This is a genomic window from Lacticaseibacillus rhamnosus (genome assembly GCF_900636965.1).
In the GTDB taxonomy this organism is placed as follows: Bacteria; Bacillota; Bacilli; order Lactobacillales; family Lactobacillaceae; genus Lacticaseibacillus; species Lacticaseibacillus rhamnosus.
Genome location: NZ_LR134331.1, coordinates 2,412,976 through 2,436,552 on the forward strand (window position 1 = coordinate 2,412,976; position 23,577 = coordinate 2,436,552).

Annotated in this window: 19 protein-coding genes; 2 read left to right on the top strand and 17 right to left on the bottom strand. The window is 44.9% G+C overall.

Annotated features, from left to right (window positions below):
- Positions 1 to 26: 26 nt before the first annotated feature.
- Both EL173_RS12045 and EL173_RS12050 read right to left on the bottom strand, forming a co-directional pair.
- On the bottom strand, positions 27 to 770 hold the full coding sequence (locus tag EL173_RS12045) for a nucleoside phosphorylase (protein WP_005692302.1): 744 nt from the start codon (positions 768 to 770) through the stop codon (positions 27 to 29).
- Positions 763 to 1,980, bottom strand: coding sequence for an MFS transporter (locus EL173_RS12050; RefSeq protein WP_005692301.1), 1,218 nt, complete (start codon positions 1,978 to 1,980; stop codon positions 763 to 765). Before EL173_RS12050 ends, EL173_RS12045 begins: the two co-directional genes overlap by 8 nt.
- A 128-nt stretch (positions 1,981 to 2,108) precedes the next feature.
- On the opposite strand from EL173_RS12050, the gene EL173_RS12055 reads away from it, so the two are divergent.
- Positions 2,109 to 3,287: a helix-turn-helix domain-containing protein gene (locus EL173_RS12055; protein WP_014571566.1), complete on the top strand. Its 1,179-nt coding sequence runs from the start codon at positions 2,109 to 2,111 to the stop codon at positions 3,285 to 3,287.
- A gap of 199 nt (positions 3,288 to 3,486) precedes the next feature.
- Here the strand turns inward: EL173_RS12055 and EL173_RS12060 are convergent, their stop codons facing one another.
- The 3 genes from EL173_RS12060 to EL173_RS12070 form a co-directional block, all read right to left on the bottom strand.
- On the bottom strand, positions 3,487 to 3,744 hold the full coding sequence (locus tag EL173_RS12060) for a hypothetical protein (RefSeq protein WP_005686089.1): 258 nt from the start codon (positions 3,742 to 3,744) through the stop codon (positions 3,487 to 3,489).
- Positions 3,745 to 3,933: 189 nt separating this feature from the next.
- On the bottom strand, positions 3,934 to 4,140 hold the full coding sequence (locus tag EL173_RS12065; protein ID WP_005686086.1) for a hypothetical protein: 207 nt from the start codon (positions 4,138 to 4,140) through the stop codon (positions 3,934 to 3,936).
- A gap of 199 nt (positions 4,141 to 4,339) precedes the next feature.
- A complete protein-coding gene (locus EL173_RS12070; protein ID WP_019728414.1) occupies positions 4,340 to 4,594 on the bottom strand; it encodes a hypothetical protein in 255 nt (84 codons plus the stop codon).
- A gap of 569 nt (positions 4,595 to 5,163) precedes the next feature.
- Between EL173_RS12070 and EL173_RS12080 the strand changes: the two genes are divergently transcribed.
- A complete protein-coding gene (locus tag EL173_RS12080; RefSeq protein WP_015764702.1) occupies positions 5,164 to 6,396 on the top strand; it encodes an MFS transporter in 1,233 nt (410 codons plus the stop codon).
- 68 nt (positions 6,397 to 6,464) lie between these two features.
- Here the strand turns inward: EL173_RS12080 and EL173_RS12085 are convergent, their stop codons facing one another.
- The 12 genes from EL173_RS12085 to EL173_RS12155 all read right to left on the bottom strand — a co-directional run bounded on the left by EL173_RS12085 (position 6,465) and on the right by EL173_RS12155 (position 23,463).
- Positions 6,465 to 7,721 (bottom strand): glutamate-5-semialdehyde dehydrogenase, encoded by a 1,257-nt coding sequence (locus EL173_RS12085; protein ID WP_005692298.1) that lies wholly within the window; start codon positions 7,719 to 7,721, stop codon positions 6,465 to 6,467.
- 80 nt (positions 7,722 to 7,801) lie between these two features.
- Complete coding sequence (proB, locus tag EL173_RS12090) at positions 7,802 to 8,638, bottom strand: glutamate 5-kinase (RefSeq protein ID WP_005692297.1); 837 nt, start codon at positions 8,636 to 8,638, stop codon at positions 7,802 to 7,804.
- Positions 8,639 to 9,841: 1,203 nt separating this feature from the next.
- Positions 9,842 to 10,384: a hypothetical protein gene (locus tag EL173_RS12100; protein WP_014571567.1), complete on the bottom strand. Its 543-nt coding sequence runs from the start codon at positions 10,382 to 10,384 to the stop codon at positions 9,842 to 9,844.
- Between the two features lie 1,020 nt (positions 10,385 to 11,404).
- Positions 11,405 to 12,574 carry an ABC transporter permease gene (locus EL173_RS12110; RefSeq protein ID WP_015764703.1) on the bottom strand — a complete coding sequence of 390 codons (1,170 nt, stop codon included), beginning with the start codon at positions 12,572 to 12,574 and terminating at the stop codon, positions 11,405 to 11,407.
- 10 nt (positions 12,575 to 12,584) lie between these two features.
- The gene (locus tag EL173_RS12115) at positions 12,585 to 13,253 is read right to left on the bottom strand and encodes an ABC transporter ATP-binding protein (protein WP_005692290.1); all 669 of its coding nucleotides are present in this window, start codon (positions 13,251 to 13,253) and stop codon (positions 12,585 to 12,587) included.
- The gene (locus EL173_RS12120; RefSeq protein WP_005692288.1) at positions 13,250 to 13,975 is read right to left on the bottom strand and encodes a hypothetical protein; all 726 of its coding nucleotides are present in this window, start codon (positions 13,973 to 13,975) and stop codon (positions 13,250 to 13,252) included. The genes EL173_RS12115 and EL173_RS12120 overlap by 4 nt, the downstream gene beginning before the upstream one ends.
- Positions 13,976 to 14,570: 595 nt before the next feature.
- The gene (locus EL173_RS12130; RefSeq protein ID WP_005692283.1) at positions 14,571 to 15,395 is read right to left on the bottom strand and encodes a class C sortase; all 825 of its coding nucleotides are present in this window, start codon (positions 15,393 to 15,395) and stop codon (positions 14,571 to 14,573) included.
- Positions 15,396 to 15,401: 6 nt separating this feature from the next.
- Positions 15,402 to 16,955 carry a SpaH/EbpB family LPXTG-anchored major pilin gene (locus tag EL173_RS12135; protein WP_005692280.1) on the bottom strand — a complete coding sequence of 518 codons (1,554 nt, stop codon included), beginning with the start codon at positions 16,953 to 16,955 and terminating at the stop codon, positions 15,402 to 15,404.
- Positions 16,946 to 18,301: a pilin N-terminal domain-containing protein gene (locus EL173_RS12140; protein ID WP_005692279.1), complete on the bottom strand. Its 1,356-nt coding sequence runs from the start codon at positions 18,299 to 18,301 to the stop codon at positions 16,946 to 16,948. Before EL173_RS12140 ends, EL173_RS12135 begins: the two co-directional genes overlap by 10 nt.
- 1 nt (position 18,302) lies before the next feature.
- The gene (locus tag EL173_RS12145; protein ID WP_015764705.1) at positions 18,303 to 21,254 is read right to left on the bottom strand and encodes an MSCRAMM family protein; all 2,952 of its coding nucleotides are present in this window, start codon (positions 21,252 to 21,254) and stop codon (positions 18,303 to 18,305) included.
- 274 nt (positions 21,255 to 21,528) lie between these two features.
- Complete coding sequence (locus tag EL173_RS12150) at positions 21,529 to 22,086, bottom strand: hypothetical protein (RefSeq protein ID WP_014570066.1); 558 nt, start codon at positions 22,084 to 22,086, stop codon at positions 21,529 to 21,531.
- A 168-nt stretch (positions 22,087 to 22,254) separates the two neighbouring features.
- On the bottom strand, positions 22,255 to 23,463 hold the full coding sequence (locus EL173_RS12155) for a DUF2075 domain-containing protein (RefSeq protein WP_005692273.1): 1,209 nt from the start codon (positions 23,461 to 23,463) through the stop codon (positions 22,255 to 22,257).
- Positions 23,464 to 23,577: the final 114 nt, after the last annotated feature.

The following is a 23,577-nucleotide window of genomic DNA, read 5'->3' on the forward strand; positions in this document are numbered from 1 at the left end:
TTATCATTCCTCCCTACAGCTTATCTTTACCCTAAAACTGATTCTAGAACTGACTCGGCAGATCTTTGATGAATACGATTATAGTCTTCGGGCTTTTCCCACTTATATGTTGCACGACTAAGGTGGACAACCAAACAGTTTGCCACGGGAATATTGTAAAGAGAGCCCAGCAAAAACAAAACCGCAGACTCCATTTCAGCATTGATAATGCCACGGTCTTGCCAGAACTTCATTTTTGCCCCATCAACTTTGAGAGCTGTCTCCGAGATGTCCGGTTGCCGGTATTGGCCAAAAAAATACGTCTCAGTTGTTAACCCTATACCGGTATAAACCCTAAACCCATTTTTTACCGCTCCTGTATAAATCTTGTTTACTAAAAGCGGATCAGCTACGGCCGGATAACTATCGGGAACATAATCGCCCATTAATCCTGATGTTCGCGCCATTGCACGATTAATAATGATATCACCGGGGTTAATATCATCTCGCCATGCTCCACAGCCACCACATCGAATAATTTGTTTCGCACCGTTCTCGATAAGTTCTACAACACAAATCTCAGTCGATCCAACTCCCATCCCCGTCGAACAGACAGAAACATGATGGCCCCGAAACATACCAACTACCAGGACGAATTCTCGACTATCTTCTATTTTTCGTTTAGACTCCCAATCTTTAGAAATCAACGCAACCCTATCAGGATCACCAACAATTAAAGTTACTTCACCAAGATCCCCTTTTTGGATATGTGCTAAATGCTCACTACTCATAAGAATCACCCTTCTTTACCTTCAATGTCAAAACTGTTAATAATGAGATAATATAAAGAACCGATAAGAAGCTCATGGTTATAACCAAAGACGAGTGATCCAATAAAAAGCCTATGATCACTGATGAAAATCCGCCTATTGCCCGACCCACATTGAAGATCAGATTGTTTGCTGAGGCACGAATTCTTGTTTCATAAAGATTGGCGACGATAGCACCGTACCCCGCATTCATTCCGTTAGCAAAAAATCCCACTATTGCTCCACCAACCAATAATGTAATCTGTGTGTCCGCAAAACTATACATGAAAACCGAAATGGCCGAGGCAATCAAGAAAAAAGAATAGGCAACTTTACTGCCAATTCTATCCATAATTTGTCCAAAGACAAGCATGCCAAGCGACATACCCAAAATTGTAGCAATCATCCATATAGACGATCCAGAAACAGACAAACCCGATTTTTGTTGTAAGATCGACGGAAGCCAATTCATCAGACCAAAATATCCCGCTATTTGTACAGTCGCCATAATGATCAATTTAATTGTATTACTGGCTCGACCGTCTCGAAATAAATCTAGCAGGGTTATCTTCGAATTTCTTTGATTTATTAGCTCATTTTTTGACTCTAACCACTGTTTCGATTCAGGCATCTTGAAGTAAACATAGAATCCCAAAAGAATCGGTAGAGCACCAAAAACAAAAAGACCTCGCCATCCCAAAATCGGAATAATAATTGCGGCAGCTAATGCCGCAATAATACTGCCAATTTGGCCTAATATTGTTACATAAGAAGTAATTCGACCACGTTGATCGTTTCTGAAAACATCAGCAACCATTGACATAATGGCGCCATAAACACCACCTCCGCCCACGCCCACTAGAAATCTAAATAGATATACCATTTGAATATTTTTTGCTATTGCCATCAGCCCTGTTGCACTCGCGTAAATAATAGTGGTTACCGCAAAAATCTTCATACGACCATTTCGATCTGCCATAGGTCCAAATATCAGCCCACCTGCCAACATCCCAATATTGGTTATTGTTGAGATAAAACCACCAGCAGCCCCATTGACATGAAAGCTTGTCATCATACTTGCTAGGACAAATGACAAAAGCATTGTGCTTGCTGATTGAGAAAACAATCCGCTACCACTGACAAATAGAGCCTTGCGCTGTTCGCGGCTAAAACTTCTCGCGCTTTGTTCCATCAGAAGAACCTCCTCCAAACTATTTAATAGTTGAAGCCTATCACATATGTAAACGTTTGCTTTTGTGGTATACTACAAAAACGATTTTTTTAATTTGTCCTTCATCACAAAAAAGGGGGTCCTCAATCATGATTTATCTCGAATCAGTTTTAAAAACGCAATCTCGCCGACTCAAGCCTGTTAATTCAGCAAATCTTTCCGGTCACGTTGTTAGCGCAATTACGATTATGGATAACACAAATGTTCGGCAGTGGCTACGGGGTGGCGAAATTGTGCTTTCAGGATCGCACACTTTGCCAACCGAGCAGAATCAGTTACAGGAACTCTTATCTCAACTAAAAATCAGCCAGGCTTGCTGCTTGATTATTAAATGTGTTACTTCCCCAATTTCATCACAAAAATTTTCAAATATTCTTTTAGAAGAGGATGTTCTTCCAATTTTTAAAATGTCATCAAACATCACATATTTAGAATTGATGAATGACGTTAATATGATGCTTTTTAAAGACCGTCAAGTTAATCGTTTGGCTGAACTAGACCTTGAACATCTCCTAAGAACAGACAAACCACGCGATAGTGATTTTGACTACATTTCAAGCGTAAAAAGTATTGATTTATATAAGCAAAATGCTTGTGTTATTCAAATCACTCTCACATCTCAGACAAATCTTAATCATCGAATTCATGATTTATTTACACTAAGTCGGCAACTCCACGCCATCTTTAGCAGTTTTATTACTAATCGAATACTTTCGAGCTATTTTGTTCTTGAGAATTCAGACGGTGCGACTATGATATTATTTACAGGCTCAAAACTTGAATCGGACGTTTCTTTGTTGCATCACTTACAACTGTCATCTCAAGTAAAGATCTCAAATCAGGCGCTGTATATTGGAATCTCAACCCTTCACCCAGCTAGAGAACTTCACAAATGCTATCAGGAGGCTGTATTTAGTATCAAAATGGCTCAAATTTTCAACTACAAAAATACCGTTACAAAATTTAATGATGTAGCTGTTTGGTCACTTATTGAAGGTATACAAGAATCAGCTTCTTTAGAACTAACAACACAACGATTGAAAGAAGTTTTAAAAAACCAAGATCTATTCAAAACATTGAAGCTGTTTTTTCAGAATAATGAGTCAATCAAAAAAACAAGCCAGCAAATGTTCACGCATCCAAATACTATTAGATATCGTTTAAAGGAGATTAAATCGCAAACGGGGCTTGATTATCAAAAAACTGATGATAAATTCAGGTTATATATTGCGGTTATCACTCAAACATTAGCGCATGCGAACAATTAACTAAAAGAGTCAATACATCGTCAAAGATACTTATGTACTCTTGTCCATCATGTCGCTAATCAACATTTTCAACCACCCAATATCATGTCATCTCATTTGCGGATGCCAATATGGATACTGCAGTTCATACAAAAGGACCCCTAAACACCGAAATGTTCGGCATTCAAGGGTCCTTCTTTTAATGACTAATGATGCGCCTTTAGTGCCGTGCACCGGGACGTTTTTCCTCAGGCGCTGGCGGAATAACCGCTTTGCCGCCTTTTTTAATATGCTTGTAGTTCACAACTGTCTTATTCTTCATATCTTCAACCATTGACGCATCTTCGGGTGAAAAACTGTCAATCGTCAACATGGCTGCATTGGCATAAAGCTTTTCGACCGTGCCTTTGAAGCTCAATGGCACATCTTTGGTCTTTCGTACCGAGACCTTATCGCCTACAACGATTTCTTGTGACACACAAAAACCTCCTTCAACGCATCTTCCGCCACATTCCCGTCACCATCGTAACACGAGCCGTCATCATCGGAAAATGAAGGCGCGTTATGACAATTATTGAAACGGAATCGTGACGCACTGCATTTCGACTGGGATAGACGCACTATCTTTGCGCTGTTGCCAACGCCATTTTCATCAATAGTTAAGAGCTTACTTGGCGACCTGGACTTTAACCTTAATCGGTGCATTCAGGTCAACCGAATCACTGTAATGTTGCAACAAATACCGCTGCATCGCATCACGCGCTTCTTTCTTGGTCATCTGGTGACAGACCCGCGAAGAATCGTGCCGGTGTCCCCACTTATCCGTATATTGACCAACGACTTCATAATCACGAAGATGTGCTGCAAATAACATGATTCCTCTTAACCACCTTTACTAATTGTACCATGACTTGGCACTTGTTTTTGTATCACAAGAAGCATTTATACACCCTTATTGGTCCCGTTTCAACCACACGAGCAAAAAAAGGTATCAGAACTTCCCAGACTAACGTTCATTCCCGGCATATCAACGCTAAAGCTTTCTCACCGTTTCAACACTTACCATTGATATGTTAGCCAACATCTCTTTGCATTGGCTGATCAAAGTCAGACTCAAGCCGGTCACGGTTACTCTGCTTCATCCGCTTAAACGCAATCACCGTCCGGCCCACCAAGTCCTGAACATTAAACTTATCTCGGGGGTCATAATCCAAAATCGTCACCAAAGCTGAATTCTCATAACATTTCTCGATCCGGACAATAAAATCATATTCCATATTGCCATTAGCCTGGCACAAAACAGTCATTCCTGATTTTGCATGTTTCATCACCAAAACCTCCTTGTATAGTGAGCGTGAGCAGGGCCGCTTAGAAACCGGAGTGTAAGTGGCCTCAGGCGTGATGGCCCGGGTTTGGCCATTGCGACTGAGGTCCTTACACGCAGGTTTCTGGCCCTGCGAACGCGTTATGGAGCGTGAGCAGGGCTGCTTAGAAACCGGAGTGTAAGTGGTCTTAAGCGTAATGGCCCGAGTTTGACCATTGCACCAAGGTCCTTACACACAGGTTTCTCGCCCTGTGAACGCGTCTCGGAAAGCGCAACCCAGCACAACCAATATTCCACCTGCTCCTGCTGGGTTGATATTAGATTATCAAGGTGAATATTTTATCGTCAACATAAACGATCAATTATACAAATTTTCTAATATTTTGTTCATAATGCCCACTCCTGCAAGCTCGTTCGTTCCCTGTCTCCAGACTAAAAATTGCGCCAACCCAAACGCCATTTATACTTTCTATGATTTTAAGAATTCCTAGTCATTAATATTTCTATTGACATCATTCTAAGAAAGACTAACGCTTAAGAAGCATTTAAGTCTCAAGGCAAGGTGATGATCAAATGAACCGACACGTTTTCGCAGCAACCTTTTCTTCGCTGCGTTCAAAGAACTTTCGTCGATTTTGGACGGGCCAATGTATTTCCGTTATGGGAACCTGGATTCAGCGAACAACGCAAACCTGGCTTGTCTATCAAATGACAAAATCCGCTTTTCTAGTTGGTTTGCTAGCGGCGGCACAGTTTGTTCCGATCATGGCGCTGACTTTGGTCGCCGGAACATTGATTGATCGCTACCCCAAGCGACAAATTCTTTTGTTTACCCAATTCGGCTTTTTACTGTTGGGTGCTACGATGACGTTGATCACCTATTTGAAGATCGTCCAGTATTGGCAGATTCTCGCGATTGCCTTGGGCTATGGCATCCTTCAGAGTTTCGATACGCCAACGCGGCAATCATATGTTATTGAACTTGTAGGCAAAAAAGATTTAATTAATGGCATTTCGCTAAACTCATCCATTTTCAATTTGGCTAAAATTGCCGGTCCGTCACTGGCAGGTATCTTAATGGTGACGCTGGGCGTGGCACCGTGTTTTCTGATTGATACGCTTAGTTATGTGGCGATTATTGCCGGTTTGTTAATGATTCACCAAGATCATCCTATTGCCAGTCATCGTTCACGCCACATCTTATTAGATATTCGGGAAGGGTTAAGTTATATCTTGCATCATGCAGACGTGAAACTCAGTGCTGAATTGATGCTGGTCATCTGTACATTAAACTTCAACAATAACGTCATCATCCCGATCTATGCCGAGGAGGTTTTGCACCGCGGCGCTCAAGGTTATGCTAGCCTTTTGTCTGCTACTGGTGTCGGCTCACTGGTAGCAGCTTTTCTCATGAGTTATCTTGCCAGCTTCGGCCTGCGCCGGGATCTTTATTTGGCCGTAGCAGTTGGCACGGCCTTGATTCAGTCGTCCATGCTGTTCATTCATGTCTACTGGCTTGCCATGCTGCTCATGGTTCTCATCGGCTTTTGTAACATGGTTTTCCTGAACCAGTCCAACGCCTCGTTTCAATTTGGCATTCCCAATCAACTGCGCGGGCGGATTATGAGTGTTTACGTTTTGCTCAATCAAGGATCAACCCCGATTGGCAGTCTATACGCCGGCAGTGTCATGGATGCTGCTGGCGGTTTATGGGGATTTCCTGCATGTGGCGTGTTAGCCCTCATGTTAACGATGGTCATCTTCGGTTTTCACCAGTCTACGATAAAAAAGTGGGTATCGCGGTAACACCAAAAAACGCAGGCAAGCACGTTGAAAAGACACTGTGCTTGCCTGCGTTTTCGCTAATTTTTGAACTAACCTTCGCGTACCTGTCCGTTACCCAGCACCTGATACTTAATCGTCGTCAACGCCGCTAACCCCATTGGTCCGCGTGCGTGTAATTTTTGCGTACTAATACCGATCTCCGCGCCGAAACCAAACTCGAAGCCGTCTGTAAACCGAGTTGAGGCATTCACATAGACAACAGCCGCATCTACCTGTTGGAGGAATTGCTGACTATTTTGGTAGTTATCTGTAATGATGGCCTCGCTGTGCTTCGTGTTGTGTGCGTTGATATGCGCAATCGCTTCTTCCTCGGAATCCACCACCTTGACCGCCATAATTAAGTCGTTATATTCGGTATCCCAGTCTTCTTCCGTGGCGACCTGCATGTTCGGCACAATTGCCCGCGCCCGTTCATCACCGCGCAATTCGACACCATGCGCTTGCAGTGCCGCAGCAATTAAAGGCAGCTGCTCGTTTGCAACATCAGCGTGGATTAAAAGTTTCTCGGCCGCATTGCAAACAGACGGCCGCTGAACTTTGGCGTTGACAACAATGTCGATTGCCATCTGGGCTTGCGCATGCGCATCAACATAAATGTGACAATTGCCCGCCCCGGTTTCAATGACCGGTACGGTGGCCTGTTCAACGACTGCTTTAATTAACCCCCGGCCACCACGCGGAATCAGTACATCAATATAGCCATTCAGGTGCATCATCTGATTCGCGACTTCTCGCTTCGGGTCCGTGATTAATTGAATCGCGTCTTTTGGCAATCCTTGTGCGGTCAATGCAGCCTGTAAAACAGTCGCCAAGGCCAAATTGCTGTGCAGCGCCTCTTTACCGCCACGGAGAATGACCGCATTGCCACTTTTAAAAGTTAACGCAGCAGCATCAACGGTTACATTTGGCCGAGCCTCATAAATCATCCCGACCACCCCTAAAGGTACCCGTTTTTGCGCAATATTCAGTCCTGCGTGATTCACCCAGGCCTTATCCGTCTGGGCGGTTGGATCAGGTAAGGCGGCAACTTGGCGAACCCCTGCTGCCATGTCAGCAATTCGCTCGGCGGTCAGCACCAGTCGATCCGTGAACTTAGCCGGCAAGCTTGCTGCCGCTTTTAGATCTTCATGATTAGCTTCCAAAATTGTTTCCGTATGCGTTTCAAGAGCCGTAGCCATGGCCAACAACCCGGCATTTTTCTGTGCGGTCGTCAACTGGCTCAAGACAGTCGCCGCGGCCTTTGCTGCTCGGCCCATTTGTTCCAGATCAATCGTGGTGACATCCATTTTTAATCGTCCTCCTTGTACCCTGACAGGCGCAACCGTTCATTTTTTAAAGACTGTTCGTTCAGCAACCTCGTTAAACATCAGTTAGCCGCGTGAACTTCAGATGGCACAGGCTCAAGTTCTGCCCCGAACCATGTCCCCACTGACTCGCCGGCAACGACTCGCAAAATAATGCGTGGGTCACGCCCACTCGTTAAAACCATGTGCTTCCCTGCTCGCATCATCACTTGCGCCGCCTTAAGCTTCGTCACCATTCCCCCGGTTCCAAACCGGGTTGAACTGCCCCCTGCACCAGCCAAAATTTTAGCGGACACATGAGTGATTTCCGGGATCAAGGCGGCGTTTGCATGGCGATTAGGATCGCGATCATAAAGCCCGTCAATATCGGAAAGCACCACCAGTAAGTCTGCTCCGATTTGCTTCGCGACCAAGGCGGAAAGTTGGTCATTGTCGCCAAAAGTCGTACGATGATCCAATTCATCAACCGCGACGCTATCATTTTCATTAATGATTGGAATCACCTGCCGCTTCAGCAAAGCATCGATGGTATCCAAAACATGCTGCCGAGTTTGCGGATAATCAAAAACGTCATGTGTTAACAACAACTGGCCAATTTTAGCGCCATAATCGCTAAACCTTTGCGTATACAACGTCATTAACTCTGATTGACCAATCGCCGCCAACGCCTGCTGCTGAGCAATTTCGGCAGGCCGCACCGTCACACCAAGCTTGGCCATGCCCACCCCAATCGCACCAGACGTGACTAAAACCAGCTCATAGCCTTGATTCGTCAAAGCCGCCAACGTATACGCCAGCCGATCTATGGTCTGCAAATTAACCTTGCCATTTTGATGAATCAAACTACTCGTCCCTATTTTGACAACTAACCGTTTACAATGCAGCATCCGCTTCACCATCGCTACCTCCACTTACCGCCGATTACCAGAATATTAAAAAAGCACCGCCTTGATCGAGACACCCGTTAAGGCGGTACCATTCTCGTTCAAAGCCGTGCTTTGCGCTTTTTTACTATTTAATTTCGTCAATCTTCAGTTCAAGCTTGGATTCGCGAGCCATTCAGAACTTTCAGCAAACGTCCTGATCTCTGTGAGCCGCTACTATGACTTGATGAAGTGATTGTATGCGGGGTGTCGGGAAAAGTCAAGCGGGTTATTCGGTTCTGGTAACATCTATACAGGGTGTATTTTTAAACAAGTCTGCCCATTCATCAGATGTTGGCAATGCGCGGAGAACAATGGCATCATCAACAATTTTTACAAAGAGCTCTCTCGTTTCGTCAAGGTTAAGTTGTCTACGCATTTTAATTGGTATGACAAGCCGATGTTTAATTACTGACTCTTAACTTTAAGCAGCGTGCTTATGTTTACGCTTTGCTTTGCGTGTGACGAACAACCATTCTCCGAGGAAGGAGCCACAGACACCGCCAACGTAAATCCACCACTTAAAAGGAATGTTCGATAACTTGGCAAGGATAAATCCCACACTCATTGCTCCTGCAAGAGCGGTTGCGAAGTTACGGTGTTGTTTCATGTCGCTTCAACTTCTTTCAATATTTAGTCTTTGTTGAACCCGTAATTTGAATAGATGTCATTCTTTCTACTGGTTAACCAAATAGCTTTCCAAAGAAGCTACAATGATGCCTATTCCAAGCTGCCTACGCGGTGCTTACCTTGCCGCGTGACCACCACAGTTCTTGAACAATTATCGTTGCACGCTTTCTAACAGCCGCTATAGCATCATCGTGTCCCCAGACTTCAAGACCGCATCAATTGTTAGCTTAAAAAAGATACGCTTCTCGAATACGGCTTTGCTCCGCGTTTATCAATTGTTTTATAAAATGCTATCTAAGCCTTTGTTGATGCAGATTATACATGATTCGCATTTTGTGTCAAAAAGCATGCACGGAATTTTTGCCAAATACAGATTACATAACGTTTGATATATAACGAAAATAAGAACCCGGACTCATTCATCAAAACAAACAGTGAGAAAAATAGAACGCCTGTAAGGAATCAGAACGTTTTTTCAATTTCTGATATATTTAGCGATCAAAAATGCGTTGCACTGCTTCCCCTCGTAAATTCCGCTCAACAAATACCTTATTGCCTCTCCACCGCCACCCGTAAGGCATAGATTCGCGGCAATGCTCTATTTTGGCCCACCGGTTGACCGTTAACAGTAACATGTCCCTGATTGACGTGAACTTTAACCGGCAGCGGCAATTTGACTGCGTATCTTTCTGGCAGACGCAGCCGTTCACTGTAAAAATGCCCATTTGTCAGCTTTCCCGTTACGCCAACCACACCCAAATGATCGGCTTGCGCAAGATAAACGCCCTTAGTTGTCAGCGGATTGCCAATAAGCCGCCACTGCCCATTTTTCATGCGATATTGCTTCCGTCCCCGTATGTCAAAACGGTAAAAAGCAAAAACGCCGCCAGCAAGTGGGCGTTGGCTGCCATCCGGAAAGACGGCCATTTGTTGAAATAATGCGATGGTCTTCTGTGCCGCGTGTGTTTGAATTGTTTGCCGAGCTGAAAGCGACATCGTTTTTGGCTTAACCTGACCTCTTGGCAGTCCCACTACTGCTGTCATCGCAAGACTCGCAATCAGAATCTTCATAATCAGTTGTTTTACCCGCATCCCCATGCCTCCAAATATTACTTTTTAAATATCGTCACAATAAGTTTATCATTTCAACTAAGATGACTGCTAACAATACACATGTTATTAAAATGGAGACAATTAGTTTTGCAAAAGCTTTAAAGAAATACAATCAACTAAGCATTTATAGTCATTAAACCATTTTTATTCTGTAGCCAACCAAAAATCCGCCAACTAATCGGCGTACTACCTGATAATTGGCGGAAGCTTATGCACAGCGTTCATAATCACGAGCGATAAGTATTCCTGTTCCTCAAATGTATCCATTAAAAGGCACCGGTTTACGATCAAATCGAACCCATCCAAGACAATGGACAACTTAGATCTTTCTCGCAATCAATAGACTGGTCTCATTTATTTTTGTTTAATAGACTACAAAAGAGAAATACAACTGAAACTAGTAAATACTGGATAATTAACGTTGAGGTGATGGCACTTATATTTGGATTAACCCTAATTATAGAGCCTTCTTCAATTACCGCCTGCCAAGGAAATATCATAGAAAATGGAAGACTAATAATAGTGCTTGTTGCTGCAACTACAAAAGTGTTAAAAAATGAAAACTTGTCGTTGTAATGAAATAACACACGTCCTCCCAAAAAGGCCATTAGGACTAAGGGGATTAAGATGACTAAAAAAACCAGCATCACTAAACTTAGCGAATCGCGCAGTAAGAATGTGGCCAGCATCTCGATCAAAGTCAATGCCAATATAAACCAATCACTTTTTCTCATTTCATTTACAGCAAGGTTAATAGCTTAATAATCGCTTACCTTGCCCTCCTTTCAGTTTTAAGAGCTCATCCTAGATCCTATTTTTTTATCCGACAAATAGCTCTCATTGCAACCCGCGCCATCAACCTAAATGAAAATCCGTAAATAAATCAAAGTACAATTTTTATTCAATTCTGCATCTTCCCAATCATTAAAGAATTTACATTACGCCAACGGTTGCCACGGATACTATTGAATTTTCTACTTTGGTAAAATTAATAGCTCGTTACCTCAATAGATCTAACACATTCTTTTTTGAAGCTGACATAGCCGGAAAAAAGGTGAAAATCATCCCGATAATATTGGGTATTAGCACCGCTACTAACATGTTATTCCAAGTAATGATAATGGGGATGCCCAACGATCGCCCCAACATTAAACTAGCGGCTTTAACTAATACAACAGAGATAATGGATGCGGTGATCGTCATAAGCAACCCTTCCGCCATGAATTGGTTTCTGATATCTTTTCGCTTGGCTCCAAAAGCACGTCGAAGGCCGATTTCATTTTTTCGTTCGGCAATAGAAGAATACGTTGAACCCATGATGCCAAACCCCGCAACGATTAGCGATATACCGGCAACCCCTGCAATCAAATCTGTAGCCAAAGAAGTATTTCTATTTAACTGACTGACTATTTGTTGCACATTCAATAGCTGATATCTTCCCATCGAACTGTTGTCACCGTATTTGTTCAAATAATTCATAACCGCCCTTTCAGTCCTTAATCTACTGGAGCGATAAGTGACCTTAATCCGGTTTGACTGATCTTTCAATCCTCTAGTCATTAAATACGCTTGTCGCGACATCAAAACATCTGGAGTCTCCACAACGCCTTCATAAATCGATGCGATATCATAATTTGTTCCGTTTACGCTAACTTGTTTTCCGAGTATATTTCCAGCGTGCATGAGCTTACTGGCTAGCTCCTTTTTTATGGCAATTGTTCTCACGCCATTTTTAGTCAAAGATGTTAATTTTCGCCCCGCAATTAATGAAATATCCTTAGTTGTACTTAGAGTTTTTTCTGAAATCTGATCATACGTGATTTGCTCGTGCTTACCAGTACCATTAAATTTCAAAATGGCATCGTTGACCGTAGCATCGTTCTTCAACGAGACCTTTTTGACAGAAGTAAGCCCTTCCAGTCGTTCTTGATCTTTTTCCGTGAATCCATAACCATCTTGCTTTGAAATGAAGCTGACGATGAACCCTTTTTCTCCTCCAGTCACATCAGCAATCTGCCTAGATATTGAATCCTGAACGCCATTTCCCAGACCGAGCACAAGCAATATGCTCATGATTCCAATCATCAGCGATCCCATTGTCAATAAAGTTTGCCGTTTATTTGCACATAAGGAATTTACTAGTTCCTTCAGTAAAAACTTGATTTTCACATTTCTACCCTCATATTTCCGTCAGTACACCGTCAACAATCTTGACTTGACGACTGGCAAAACTGGCAGCTTCTGGTGAATGGGTGACCATAATAACAGTTCTTCCCTGGCCACTGACTTTTAACAGTATCTGCAATATTTTTTTGGACATGGTGGTATCCAAAGCTCCTGTTGGCTCATCGGCTATGATAAGGCTAGGGTTCAAAATGAGTGATCGCGCTATTGCCACTCTTTGCTGCTGCCCACCGGATAGACTAGCTGGATACTCGTCAATTTTATCCTGGAGTCCAACCATCTCCAGAAGTTCTAAAACGTGATTATCTGGATCATCGCGATCTTTTCCATAAAGTAAAGGCAGCTTGATATTTTCGCCAACAGTATATCTGGCAAGCAGTTCAAAGTTTTGGAAAATAAAACCAACCCGATGATTACGAATTTCGGAAACAATATCGTCACTCAGATCGCCGATGATTTGTTTGTTAAATTGATAAGTGCCGGTGTATTCATTATCCAACATGCCAATAATTCGTAGCAGTGTCGATTTACCGGAACCGGACGGACCAACTATGGCTAAAAATTCACCGTCATCAACGTCCAGATTGATATTTCGAAGTACTTGTTGTCCTCGACCTTTTTTCTTCAAAAAATATGTCTTATTGATATTCTGAAGTGAAATCATTTTGCGACCTCCTTCAAAACGGATCCAACCGGCACCTCCGCGATTGAAGCATATTTTAGTCCCATCGTTCTTATGATATTGATCTTTCGCTTTTTGAAGGCTTTGGAATTGGATTTCTTGATGAGGATTTGCCCCTTATCTTCGAATTTTCCAGGGATCAAGACGCTGCTATAAGGAATATTGATATCCATGTGTACGCCAACATTAACTCCTTGAATGGGTACCTGAAGTCGATACTTGGTGATGCTTTCTTCACTTGACGGTAAAACGTCAACTTTTTTTACGACACAATCATACTTTTTAGACCCATCAATGTTGGCCACTTTTACCTGCATACCTTGCAAAATTAAGTGGCGGTCTAGCTCGGTTACGGAGGCATCGATATACTTCGCGTCACTTGCAACAGCATATGAGCCATCTTCCTTAACGATAAATGTGCCAGAAATTGGCGTAGTATACCCTGTTTGGTAAATCACTTGTCCTTTTGTAATATGCTCCCCATTTTTGATCTTCACATTTTCGGGGCTTGTCGAGTCCAAGACCTTGATTTCCTCTGCTCTAACAACGCCGCTTAACACCAAATCCTTTTGCCTGACAACTTTATATTCTTTTGCTGTCGCTTTTGCCGTTGTTGTTGTCGCCGATTGATAACTAGTTAACAAAGCATACAAGCCGACAAAACTTAACAAAATTGATCCCAAAATAACCAGTCTTTTTCTCATCTTACCCTCTCCACAAAACTTACGATATCAAAAATCCGGAGGCACAAGTTAAGCAGCCCCTGCACACTCCGGATTTTGTTTAGACTTCAATTAAGGCAATAGGATTTTGTAGATTCAACCAAGATTTCTTATGGGCCAAAAATCAATCCACCAAAAGCGTTATTCGTTAAACCTGTTGACTTCCTCCCACATCAAGATAGCAGATGAACTCGCTCATTTGCCCAATAAAAAATTAACGTCGCAAATCGCTTAAAAACCGTTAGTTATTTTTTAAGATTGACGATTATTTGCATTTTCACGACGTTTACATTCGACCGGGTTGCACTGATTAAGCTTAGGCACATAATGCTCATAAATGTTTTCAACAATGTCGTACCTACATTCATATATCTGAGCTCATTGCTTGCCTTTTTATGTACGTTTATCACCCCTTCACCAAGACAATTTGCAACCGGATAGTTAGCAACTCTTAGTTGTTTGCAAGCTCTGCCAACCCGATACATCCCCCTTGCTCGAAACACAAAAAAGCCCGCCGTCCACAGAACTATCCCTGCACAACGGCGAACTTCCTTATTTCTAACATTCTCTTTTCTGATTACGCCCGCGGCCGGCGAAGATAGCGCCGAGCCAGATAGAAACTCAGCAATGCCAGTCCCAGCACTCCGACGACAACCGCGATACTTAACCACAAGCGCCAGTGATCAGCAGACTCGGCGGCGTGCTCAAGTGATTCGGTATAAGGTACCCGTTTGCCGGTCACTAGTATGCGGTGGGAGTTGATCATATACGGGGTACAGGTCATTAACGTGGCCAAATCGCGTCCCGGTTCAATGCGTAGGCTCTGGGTTTCATCCGGCCGCACGGTTTTGATCCGAAAGACCTGATACGCCATCTTTTTGCCGTTGACTTGGAGGAAGAACTTCTGCCCCCGTTTCAACTTGTTTAGATCGGTGAAAAAGCGTTTAGTGGGTAAGCCGCCGTGTGCCGAAACAACTGTATGCGTGTTCTTGCCTCCCCGCGGATAGCTAGTACCTGGTAACACCACTGCCCCTTGATCTAACAACGTGTTGTTGGTGGTGTCAAAAAGGGGCAGGTCCACCGCTAATTTCGGGATAACCACTCGCCCGATCAGATGCCGTTTCACATAGGCTTGGTTAAACTTTTGCCTGCTTTGAAACGGATCCTGTCCCGGGCGCAAACCAGTCTGGGCAAGTGCACGGTTCTCCTCTGCCCGTTGCTCATCTTGGACAGCGGCATTTTGCTTGGCTTCTTGCTGTGCTGCTGCTCGGCGACTGGTTAGTAGCAATTCATTAATCGCCGTTGCCGCGAACGGATAGCAGAAACACGCGGCCCCCGCAGTGAAAAGTAAGATGACGAACCAGCGTAACAATCGGCTTGTCCCCGACGCTTTTTTTGTCATAGGCTATTAGACTTTCTTGCTGGTCTTTTTCTTCATTAGGTGACCGCCACCCATTAAGATGGCCCCGATCATCAGGAAGGCGAAGAGTCCGATTCCGCCTGTCATTGGCAATAATTGATTCACCGGCGTGTTGGCGATGCGAATCGTTTTCGTACCCCAAGTACCGGCAATGACTTCAAAATCTGTTGTCGGATCGAGAATTTCATAGCCTTCTGGTGCCGCGGTTTCAACCAAGGTATATCGCCCTGGCAACAGCCCTTGAATGGTTAAGTTGGCTGTCTCGGCTCCACTGGTCTTGAGTTTCGTTGCCGCGTCTTGATTCGTTGTCCAGGTAATCTTGGTCGGTTGGTAGGTTCCGACCATACCGTTAACGCCTTCAAGAACTGCATATTCGCGCACATTGCCGTTCATTCGCTGTAAGATGAAAGTCGCGTTGGCCAAACTCTTGGAAGATCCGGCTTCGTGTTTGAAGAACCGAATCCCGCCAGTCTGGATTTCCGGACCATCGACGGTAATCTTGCTGTTAGGATCAAAGCTCACTTCAGCCGTGTTACTGACTTTTTGGTCTGGGACCATTTTCTCATTGACGATTCCGGTGTAGGCAACGGTCACGCGTTTGCCGGCATATTGGGTCAACAGGTTTCGTACCGCATCGGGATCGACCCCGCCTAGAAAGTCCAGTTCAAACCCGAATGGATAGTTGTGTGTGTGTTGCCAAGCTGCATCATTGGAAGTCATGAAGGCCATTTTTCCGGTTAATGCCTTTAAAATGTCCTGACCGTCAACCGTGATTGCCGTCAATGCCTTAAAAGTAAGGCCTTCCTTGGTCATATAATCCAGCACTTTAAATTGGTTGTACTTAAAAGTGTCTTGACTGTGATCAGCCAGCGCGCCAATATCATGCGGAATCTGGAACTGAACCTGATACGTGAGCACATCGCCAACCGCGACATCATGGAGATCTTTTGTTGCCACCGCTTGTTCATTGATTTCCGTCAGATTTTTGGTAACAAGACTGTCTTTAGGATAAAGATGAATGTTGGTCAGATCTGTCCCGTCATCATGCCGCACTGGCAGACTCACGATCATATCTGCTGCTTTTTGATACGGTTGCGGGGTCACGGCTTCGTGAAATGCGTACACGCTATGCCGGCCATTGGTTTTGGCGGCTAATCCTTTGAATGCCGCCAAGCCGTCTGCATCAGTCGTGACAGCTGCGGCATTAGGATCCTGGAGATTCACATATTGACCCAGGTTTTGCGATATCATGCTCGCAGCGGTTGTCTTATCATGATTTTCCAATAATTGGTAAAAAGCATCCGTCACGTTGAAAATTTTAAATTGGGCGCCTTGCACCGGTTTGCGTCCGGTCAGTCCAAGGTCGTGCCCGGTATTTTGAATCTGTTCGTCACTGGTTTGTTCGATTTTGTGCAGCGTGAAATCCACAGTTGTTGTCGCGGCATGTACGGTTTTGCCGGCACTGAGCAGCGGCAGAAGGAAGCTCATGAGCATCAGTGCTGCCAAGAGACTGTGCCCGATCTTTTTAAACGTTACTTGCATGCGTGGTGCCTCGCTTTCTTATTTTTAATGAAGAAGTAAGTGGCCAGTAGTAGTAACAGACTCCCTAAAAGGACAAAGCGTAAATTGCGCCAATCGGACATAGCCGGTAAATAACCGGATTGACGCTTAGACGGATGCGTTCCGGTGCCGTTCGTATCCTGCCCGTGATTGCCAAGCTGGGTCGTTGATGGCCCCGCGGTTTGATCACCGGTTGTCGGCGCCTGCTTATCGGCATAGTTATAAACTCGTGGGTAGCCGCTACTGATCATTTCCGGTGTCACCACCCCGCCAAAGTTTTCCTGCATCGGCTGGCCGTCAATTAACACAAAGCGCCGGTTGCCCTCTTCGTCTTCCCATGAATCAGGAATCTCGATTTTGATCGCGCGGCTTTTAGCATCCACTTCATAGCCGGGAACGCCTTGCAATTCTTCAAAGAAATATTCTCCGGCGGGTAAAAAGCGTTCGCCTGTATTGACTAGCCCATCTTGATCGGAAACAAATTTGTTCACGCGGTCATCATGCAACGGATCAGTAGTGCTCACCCATTTGTTGCGCAAGTCGGTTACTGGCGACATATCGAGATAAAGCTTCTTACCATTCTCAATTCGGTAAATAGCAAAGATCGCACCGGCTAACCGTTTACTCGTACCATCAGGGTGCACGCCGAACTTGAAGAAATACGGATCGCGGACATAACCGACATTTTTCGGATACAGATGAACAGTCCGGAGCGGGTTGTCACTGATAGGATCTGTGACGGGAAAAACAACTAACATCGGCGAACTTTTGCGCTCTAAGTCCACATTGAGTTCGGTTGAAGGATCCGGTGCCACCTCGATCATCAGATAAGCTTTAGTCGGTGCCTGTTGATCGACAGAAACGGTTATTCGGCTGATCCCATCTTCACCGAGTGTTGGATCGGTTTTTGTATTCATCAGGCCGATGCCTTTGTTCCCTTGACCGGCTAATTTCAGGTTGGCCCGGGCAAATTTCAGTGCTTGCTTACGCGTCATATTCTGATAACGATCAACTAAAGCCCGAATTGCTTCAGGGGTCATATTCGGTTTCAATAAGGAGCTGGCATCATAGACCTCAAAGTTAGCGCCATTCAGCCCGCTGGTTTTGCTTAATAATTTGTAGCCATCTTTATCCGGGTTATTCGGGTCAATCCGATGACCGTCATTTTCATACCAAACGTCTTCCGGTTGGCGAATATCCCGATAAATTCGCTTATGGATCACAATCTCGGCAGTTTGATCAGCCGCGTGAACCCATTGTGGTGTGTTGCCAAGCACGATACCAATCAATAGAAGCAACGGGGCAAGCCACCAATAAAATCGTCGCATCTTAATGGGCCTCCTTTCGCTTCAAATACAGGTAAAGCAGCCAGCCGCCGCCACACGCACTGATTGCGACCATGACAAACAGTAAGATACCGCTACCCCCGGTTTTTGGTAGGAGTGTTTCCAACGAATGGTTCGTCAGTGTGAAGCGAATCCGATTCAACTTGTCCCCTGCATCAGGGATAAATTCAAACCCATACTCATCACTGCTCAAATCGCTGCCACTATACGCAAGATCTACCATTGTGCCATGCGCGTTAATCTTGAAGGTAAACGATCCGTTCAGCCGATCAAATCCGGCAGGCGCTTTGGTTTCCGTTAAGCGATAAGTTCCCGGGGTCAACTGATGTGTGAATCGCAGCTGGCCATTTTCATCGGTCGTTCCTTGTGCAACAGGGGTGGTTTGATTGCCGCGGTATAAGGCAAAACTTGCATTGGCGAGTTTGTTTTTACCTTTTTCAATTTTGATCAACTCAAGTTCGGTGGGTTTCAGTTGGTTGATCACCGTGGTGTCTGGCCAAATCTCGCCGTTGCGGCCGACTGTCACAGTACCGTCAGCTGCCACTTTTAAATCAAATTCGGTCTGTAACTCGTGACCGGCAGCGGCGATTTCGCTTACCTGATAGTCGCCGGGTTTTAGCGTTCCAAATGAGACTTTCCCCTGCGAATCGGCAGTTGCTGTTTGCAGTTGAGTGTCTCCTTGCTTCAAGACAAACCGACTACCCGGCACCACTGCGCCATACTGGTTTTTCTTGGTAAATTCAGCTGGAAACCTGCCTGCCGGATCAAGATGAACCTGCACCGCGTTGGTTTCCTTGCTGTAACGTTCCTCAGTGTCGAAAAATTTAACGGTCGCTTGATTGACCAGCGTAAGCCGTTTTGTCAGTGTGTCCGGATCCTTTGTTGGCCGCACCTTCAATCGAAGCGAGAAAAAGCCGCTATGAAAATGAATTTTCTGCACATCCTCACGTCCGATTGTCAGCGTGATTCGCTGCCGATCGCCTTCTTGCGTCACGACAAAATCCGACACGTCCTCAGTCAGCGCCATTTTCCGATCTTGGCTAACCGCATCCGGATCAGTTGCATTAAAGAGCTGGAACGCTTTTTGATAAGTTGGGGGACTGTTGTTATTGTCCGGAATCAACTCGACATGCTCCGGTAGCAGGTCCGTCACAACAATTTTGGTCGGCTTCACCACGTAATCGCCCATACTGTAGACTTCCTGGTTAATGTAGTAGTAAAATGGCTCGCCGTTGTAATGCTGATTGACCACCTGATCGTCTAAATCATTTGCGGTCCAGATGGTGCCGGTCTTATCTTCCTCGGCCCCGCCACCGGCTTCGGCATTTGCGCTCACGCTTTTGTTGTTGGTGACATTTGGGTCAATCAACTCGATTTGTCCACTCCCATTGGCAACCCAAGTGCCGCCGCCGTTGGAATAAGTGCCGCGTCTAAAGGTGTGGCTGGTACCGTTTAAAGTAAACGCAACGGCACCACGCCCAAATGTTGGCGCACCTAGTCGATCTTCCCATTCCGTCATATTCTCGTGATCAATTGGATCGACCCAGTTTCCCCAGGTCTGTGAGGTATAGCCGCGCTGTTCATCTCCGCGAGCGCCCAGTTTTTGGGTTTCAAATGTCGCTTTATCTGAGGTGATCCAGGTTCCTTCCTCAAATTGCCAATCCGTGATAAACCGATCGTCATAAGTGGGCGTCATCCCCGCCTGCTCCGTCCAGACAAACTCACCAGGATTCAACGAGGTAAACGTCAGGGTCGAATTTTGATTGGCCTCACTTTGCGGGATAAAGTTCAACCGCTGTCTAGTTGCCTTGTCATAAAAAATCACGCGCCAGTCATAGTACAAAACATTGGCAAATGACATCCCGGAAAAGAAGTTGTTGGAAAAGTCGATGCCGACGTCCTGAGGAGTATCCCTCCATTCGACTGGACGGACGCGAATACCTGTTAGTTCAACATAAGCACCAATCTCAAAGCGGTTCCCATCAAGATCGCTTGCTGAGCCGACATGATCAATATCCACTTTGATCTTGGCATCTAGCAGGTTAGAGGGGCCATTGGAATTTTGAACCGCATCTTTAAAAATAATGGCGGTGGCATCAGAACGCGACACATAATCTGATGAAACGCCATTCTCCATCGCCCAACGTGATCCGTATTTTGAACGAGTACTACTACTCTGTTTGCGATAAATTTGCGCCTCTTCATCCGATAGTGCGGCGCCATCAGCTTTGGTTGCGTGAATTTTAATCGTCCCAAGTGCAGACGGCGGTAAAATCAGACTGTGCGCATCTTTGCTGAGTGCAGCCGGTTCCTGCACATCATCGTTAACCAGACGCGCAGGCAGCTGCAAGTCGACATCAAGCGCTAATACCTGAGCAGCGTCATTAAATCCATCCAGACTGAGTTTCACACTAGCTGCTTGCTGCTTCGTATCTGGCAGCTTTTTGGTTAAAAGGTACTCACCTTTTTCTGCCGTTTTCTCTGCAAGCCGGCGCGTTATTTCACCGTTAGTATGTGCAGGCTGGGACGTGAATCCTTGGGCATTAGCGAACTTGACGACTTGCTGCCCCGTTTGATCCTGTGGCTTGGCTAAAATCAACTTAACCTGAATTTCAGACCGTTGAACGTCAAAGTTGTAAGTTAACGTGTGACCATCGCCATGCCAGGATTTTCCTGCTTCTAGCTGGATGTGCTGCCGATCTTTTGTAGTCGCTTGCTTGGCGGCCGCGCTGGTTGATGGCGCACTAGCCGCTGCTTCCAAATCAAACTCAGCAGCTTCGGATGCGGCAGAACGAGTGCTCGGCTGCACTGACGCATCCCGGACATCGTGCTTCGGATTAGTCTGAGCGCTTTCAGCTACCGGGACCGCGGTACTGCCAATTTGCGTGACCAGCATCAGCAGTATCATCAGCATATGAATCCATTTCCTAGGCAATCGGGTGCCTCCTTTCATGTTACGTTTTTCACTTGTTGCTGAATTAAGCGTAACAAGATGAACTGCGTAAACGGAACTATAATAATTGTTATTTTATAAATAAAGTTTTCTCCGGTATATTACTTCTTAAATGATAATTATTAGCGAATATATGAACGACCATTCAGTAATTGCTAGGGATTGGAATTTACACCACAAAAAATCCCGATCTGACTAAGCTGGAAACGCTCAGACAGATCGGGAACAACCTACGTTATTAAATTATATTTTGCTACTAAGCGCGGACAATTTTACCCACGGCAATTGGCAATGTTACGTGTGCATCATAGTTCATGACGGTTCCTTTAACCGTATCTGGAAGTTCCAAACTGTCCGGAACCCCATGAATGTAAACAACCCGTTTATCCAATTGCAAATCTTCACTACCAAATGCTGCCTTGAACGCCTTCTGCAGCTCTTTTAAATCCACGAGCTTGTCATAAGCATAGTGCCCGTCAGCATCGGCTACTGGATAGCTGTCATTGGGTACGTGCATTTTAGCAGGCTCGGCATCAAACGGGACCATCGTTGTACCGGAAACCGGTTCCGTTTCAGGTAAATCAACAAAGCCGTCACCATTAGCATCTTGGGCCGCGGTGGCTATTTCAGCCGGCTTGCCATCCGGAAAACCATGGAAGTGTTCCCAATGCTGGACGTTTGCAGGTGTATCAAACATCTCAATATGAATACGCAACTGCGCCCCGTCAACAGTGAACTCGGCAGTACCATGGGCCTTAGTACCGATCTTCTCTGCATTCAATGGCACAATTTCTGCTGTATACTTTTCAGCCATGTCAACCACTCCTATTTTGAGATTTGAACCACCTTTAGAATAACGTAAAGTCTTTAATTGCTCAATTAGTTTAATAATTATTTTTATAGCCTTTTCCACGTTCTCCTAGCGATGGCGCCAACGGTTTCATTCAGTATTTAAGCAGTTACATATCTCTCCGAAGCGACTTTATTCTCTTCCTAAATCATGCGCTTGAAGTAGTCGCTGCCGTAACGCCGGATCTGCAGCATATAAATACAAGCCATACTTAGCCCGTTTCAGCAAAATATTAATAGCATTCATGACAATCGCAATTTTAGCGGCTTGCGTATCCGCTAAATCAGGGCGTTTTTTGAATGCTTCTTTGTCCTGATATTGGCTAAGGTTGACGGTCAAACGATCCTTCTCTGCATTGTAGCCAAGACTCGGCCCTAAAATAACCCCGGCATAATTCAAATCGAACCCTTGAATCGTGTAAATCGAGCCAACTTCATGTAAGGTCTCCGGTCGTTGTGCCCATGGCCGATCGGTAAAATTAATTTTATCCCACGGCAGCCGCAATGAACCAGCCGTGACATACCAGGTCTTCTTATCCAGCACCGTAAACGGATAATCAGCTGTTGCAATCAATCGTGACAACCCAACTTCCGCATCACGTTGCTGGATTAGGCGATACATTGGCTGACCATCGGCGAAAACCCGAAAATCAAACTTCTCCGGATGCGGCAGCGGGGTGATGCGCCCGCGAACAAACTGATCAATCCAATTATTGACCGCAGCATCCCCCACCCGCATTTGTTCAGTTAGTTGAAAATGCGCCACCGAATAGCCGCTGGTGATTCGCTTCAGCAAAGCCTGCGTCCAAAAGCTTTTAAGTTTAACTAGTTGATGAAAATCAAACACCAGCACAACCAATCGCGCCAATTGTAAAATGTCAGTCAATTGATTAGCATCCCGAAAATTGTTGTACGGGTCTGGCGCTGTCAGCAACAAGTGTCCTTCGTCAATAAAAACAATATCGGCACGCTTGCCGGCTTTTCGATAGGCATTAATAAAAGGTGTCGGCTTCATAAAGTCCTTTTTGCGAAAATAGGACTTGGCACCGGCTATTTCTTTGTAAATCTTCAACATTTCATTATGGTTCACAAGCAGTTTATTATCAGTGCCTGCCAGCGGTCCGACTCCTGCACGCGCGGCTTGTTGCAGTTGTGCAAAGGCCGCGTCTAACACCACGCTTTTCCCGGAACCGGCATCGCCTGAAACGATGAGCAAATGCGTTTTGTCGGCTTGATAATTAGCCATGATAAAATTATGAATTTTTTGCTTCAATGCTGCTTGTGCGATGGTCAATGTCGCGTCTTGCGGCAAAATGAATGTTGACTGAGCTAGATCTGGCATGTCGACACCTCCGTCATCAATATAGCATGATCAAAGCTAGTGACCATACGCAGCTTAGTTAGTTAACTATAACAACTTTAAAAATAACCTTAAAAAAACCAAAGTCAATGCAAA

What these genes read in the sequence shown, in the direction of transcription:
- EL173_RS12155 (WP_005692273.1), bottom strand. Translation starts at nt 23,463, where the DNA reads ATGCCAGATCTAGCTCAGTCAACATTCATTTTGCCGCAAGACGCGACA.
- EL173_RS12100 (WP_014571567.1), bottom strand. Translation starts at nt 10,384, where the DNA reads ATGCGGGTAAAACAACTGATTATGAAGATTCTGATTGCGAGTCTTGCG.
- EL173_RS12055 (WP_014571566.1), top strand. Translation starts at nt 2,109, where the DNA reads ATGATTTATCTCGAATCAGTTTTAAAAACGCAATCTCGCCGACTCAAG.
- EL173_RS12050 (WP_005692301.1), bottom strand. Translation starts at nt 1,980, where the DNA reads ATGGAACAAAGCGCGAGAAGTTTTAGCCGCGAACAGCGCAAGGCTCTA.
- EL173_RS12140 (WP_005692279.1), bottom strand. Translation starts at nt 18,301, where the DNA reads ATGCGACGATTTTATTGGTGGCTTGCCCCGTTGCTTCTATTGATTGGT.
- EL173_RS12080 (WP_015764702.1), top strand. Translation starts at nt 5,164, where the DNA reads ATGAACCGACACGTTTTCGCAGCAACCTTTTCTTCGCTGCGTTCAAAG.
- EL173_RS12130 (WP_005692283.1), bottom strand. Translation starts at nt 15,395, where the DNA reads ATGACAAAAAAAGCGTCGGGGACAAGCCGATTGTTACGCTGGTTCGTC.
- EL173_RS12065 (WP_005686086.1), bottom strand. Translation starts at nt 4,140, where the DNA reads ATGTTATTTGCAGCACATCTTCGTGATTATGAAGTCGTTGGTCAATAT.
- EL173_RS12045 (WP_005692302.1), bottom strand. Translation starts at nt 770, where the DNA reads ATGAGTAGTGAGCATTTAGCACATATCCAAAAAGGGGATCTTGGTGAA.
- proB (WP_005692297.1), bottom strand. Translation starts at nt 8,638, where the DNA reads ATGGTGAAGCGGATGCTGCATTGTAAACGGTTAGTTGTCAAAATAGGG.
- EL173_RS12135 (WP_005692280.1), bottom strand. Translation starts at nt 16,955, where the DNA reads ATGCAAGTAACGTTTAAAAAGATCGGGCACAGTCTCTTGGCAGCACTG.
- EL173_RS12150 (WP_014570066.1), bottom strand. Translation starts at nt 22,086, where the DNA reads ATGGCTGAAAAGTATACAGCAGAAATTGTGCCATTGAATGCAGAGAAG.
- EL173_RS12120 (WP_005692288.1), bottom strand. Translation starts at nt 13,975, where the DNA reads ATGAGAAAAAGACTGGTTATTTTGGGATCAATTTTGTTAAGTTTTGTC.
- EL173_RS12115 (WP_005692290.1), bottom strand. Translation starts at nt 13,253, where the DNA reads ATGATTTCACTTCAGAATATCAATAAGACATATTTTTTGAAGAAAAAA.
- EL173_RS12085 (WP_005692298.1), bottom strand. Translation starts at nt 7,721, where the DNA reads ATGGATGTCACCACGATTGATCTGGAACAAATGGGCCGAGCAGCAAAG.
- EL173_RS12070 (WP_019728414.1), bottom strand. Translation starts at nt 4,594, where the DNA reads ATGAAACATGCAAAATCAGGAATGACTGTTTTGTGCCAGGCTAATGGC.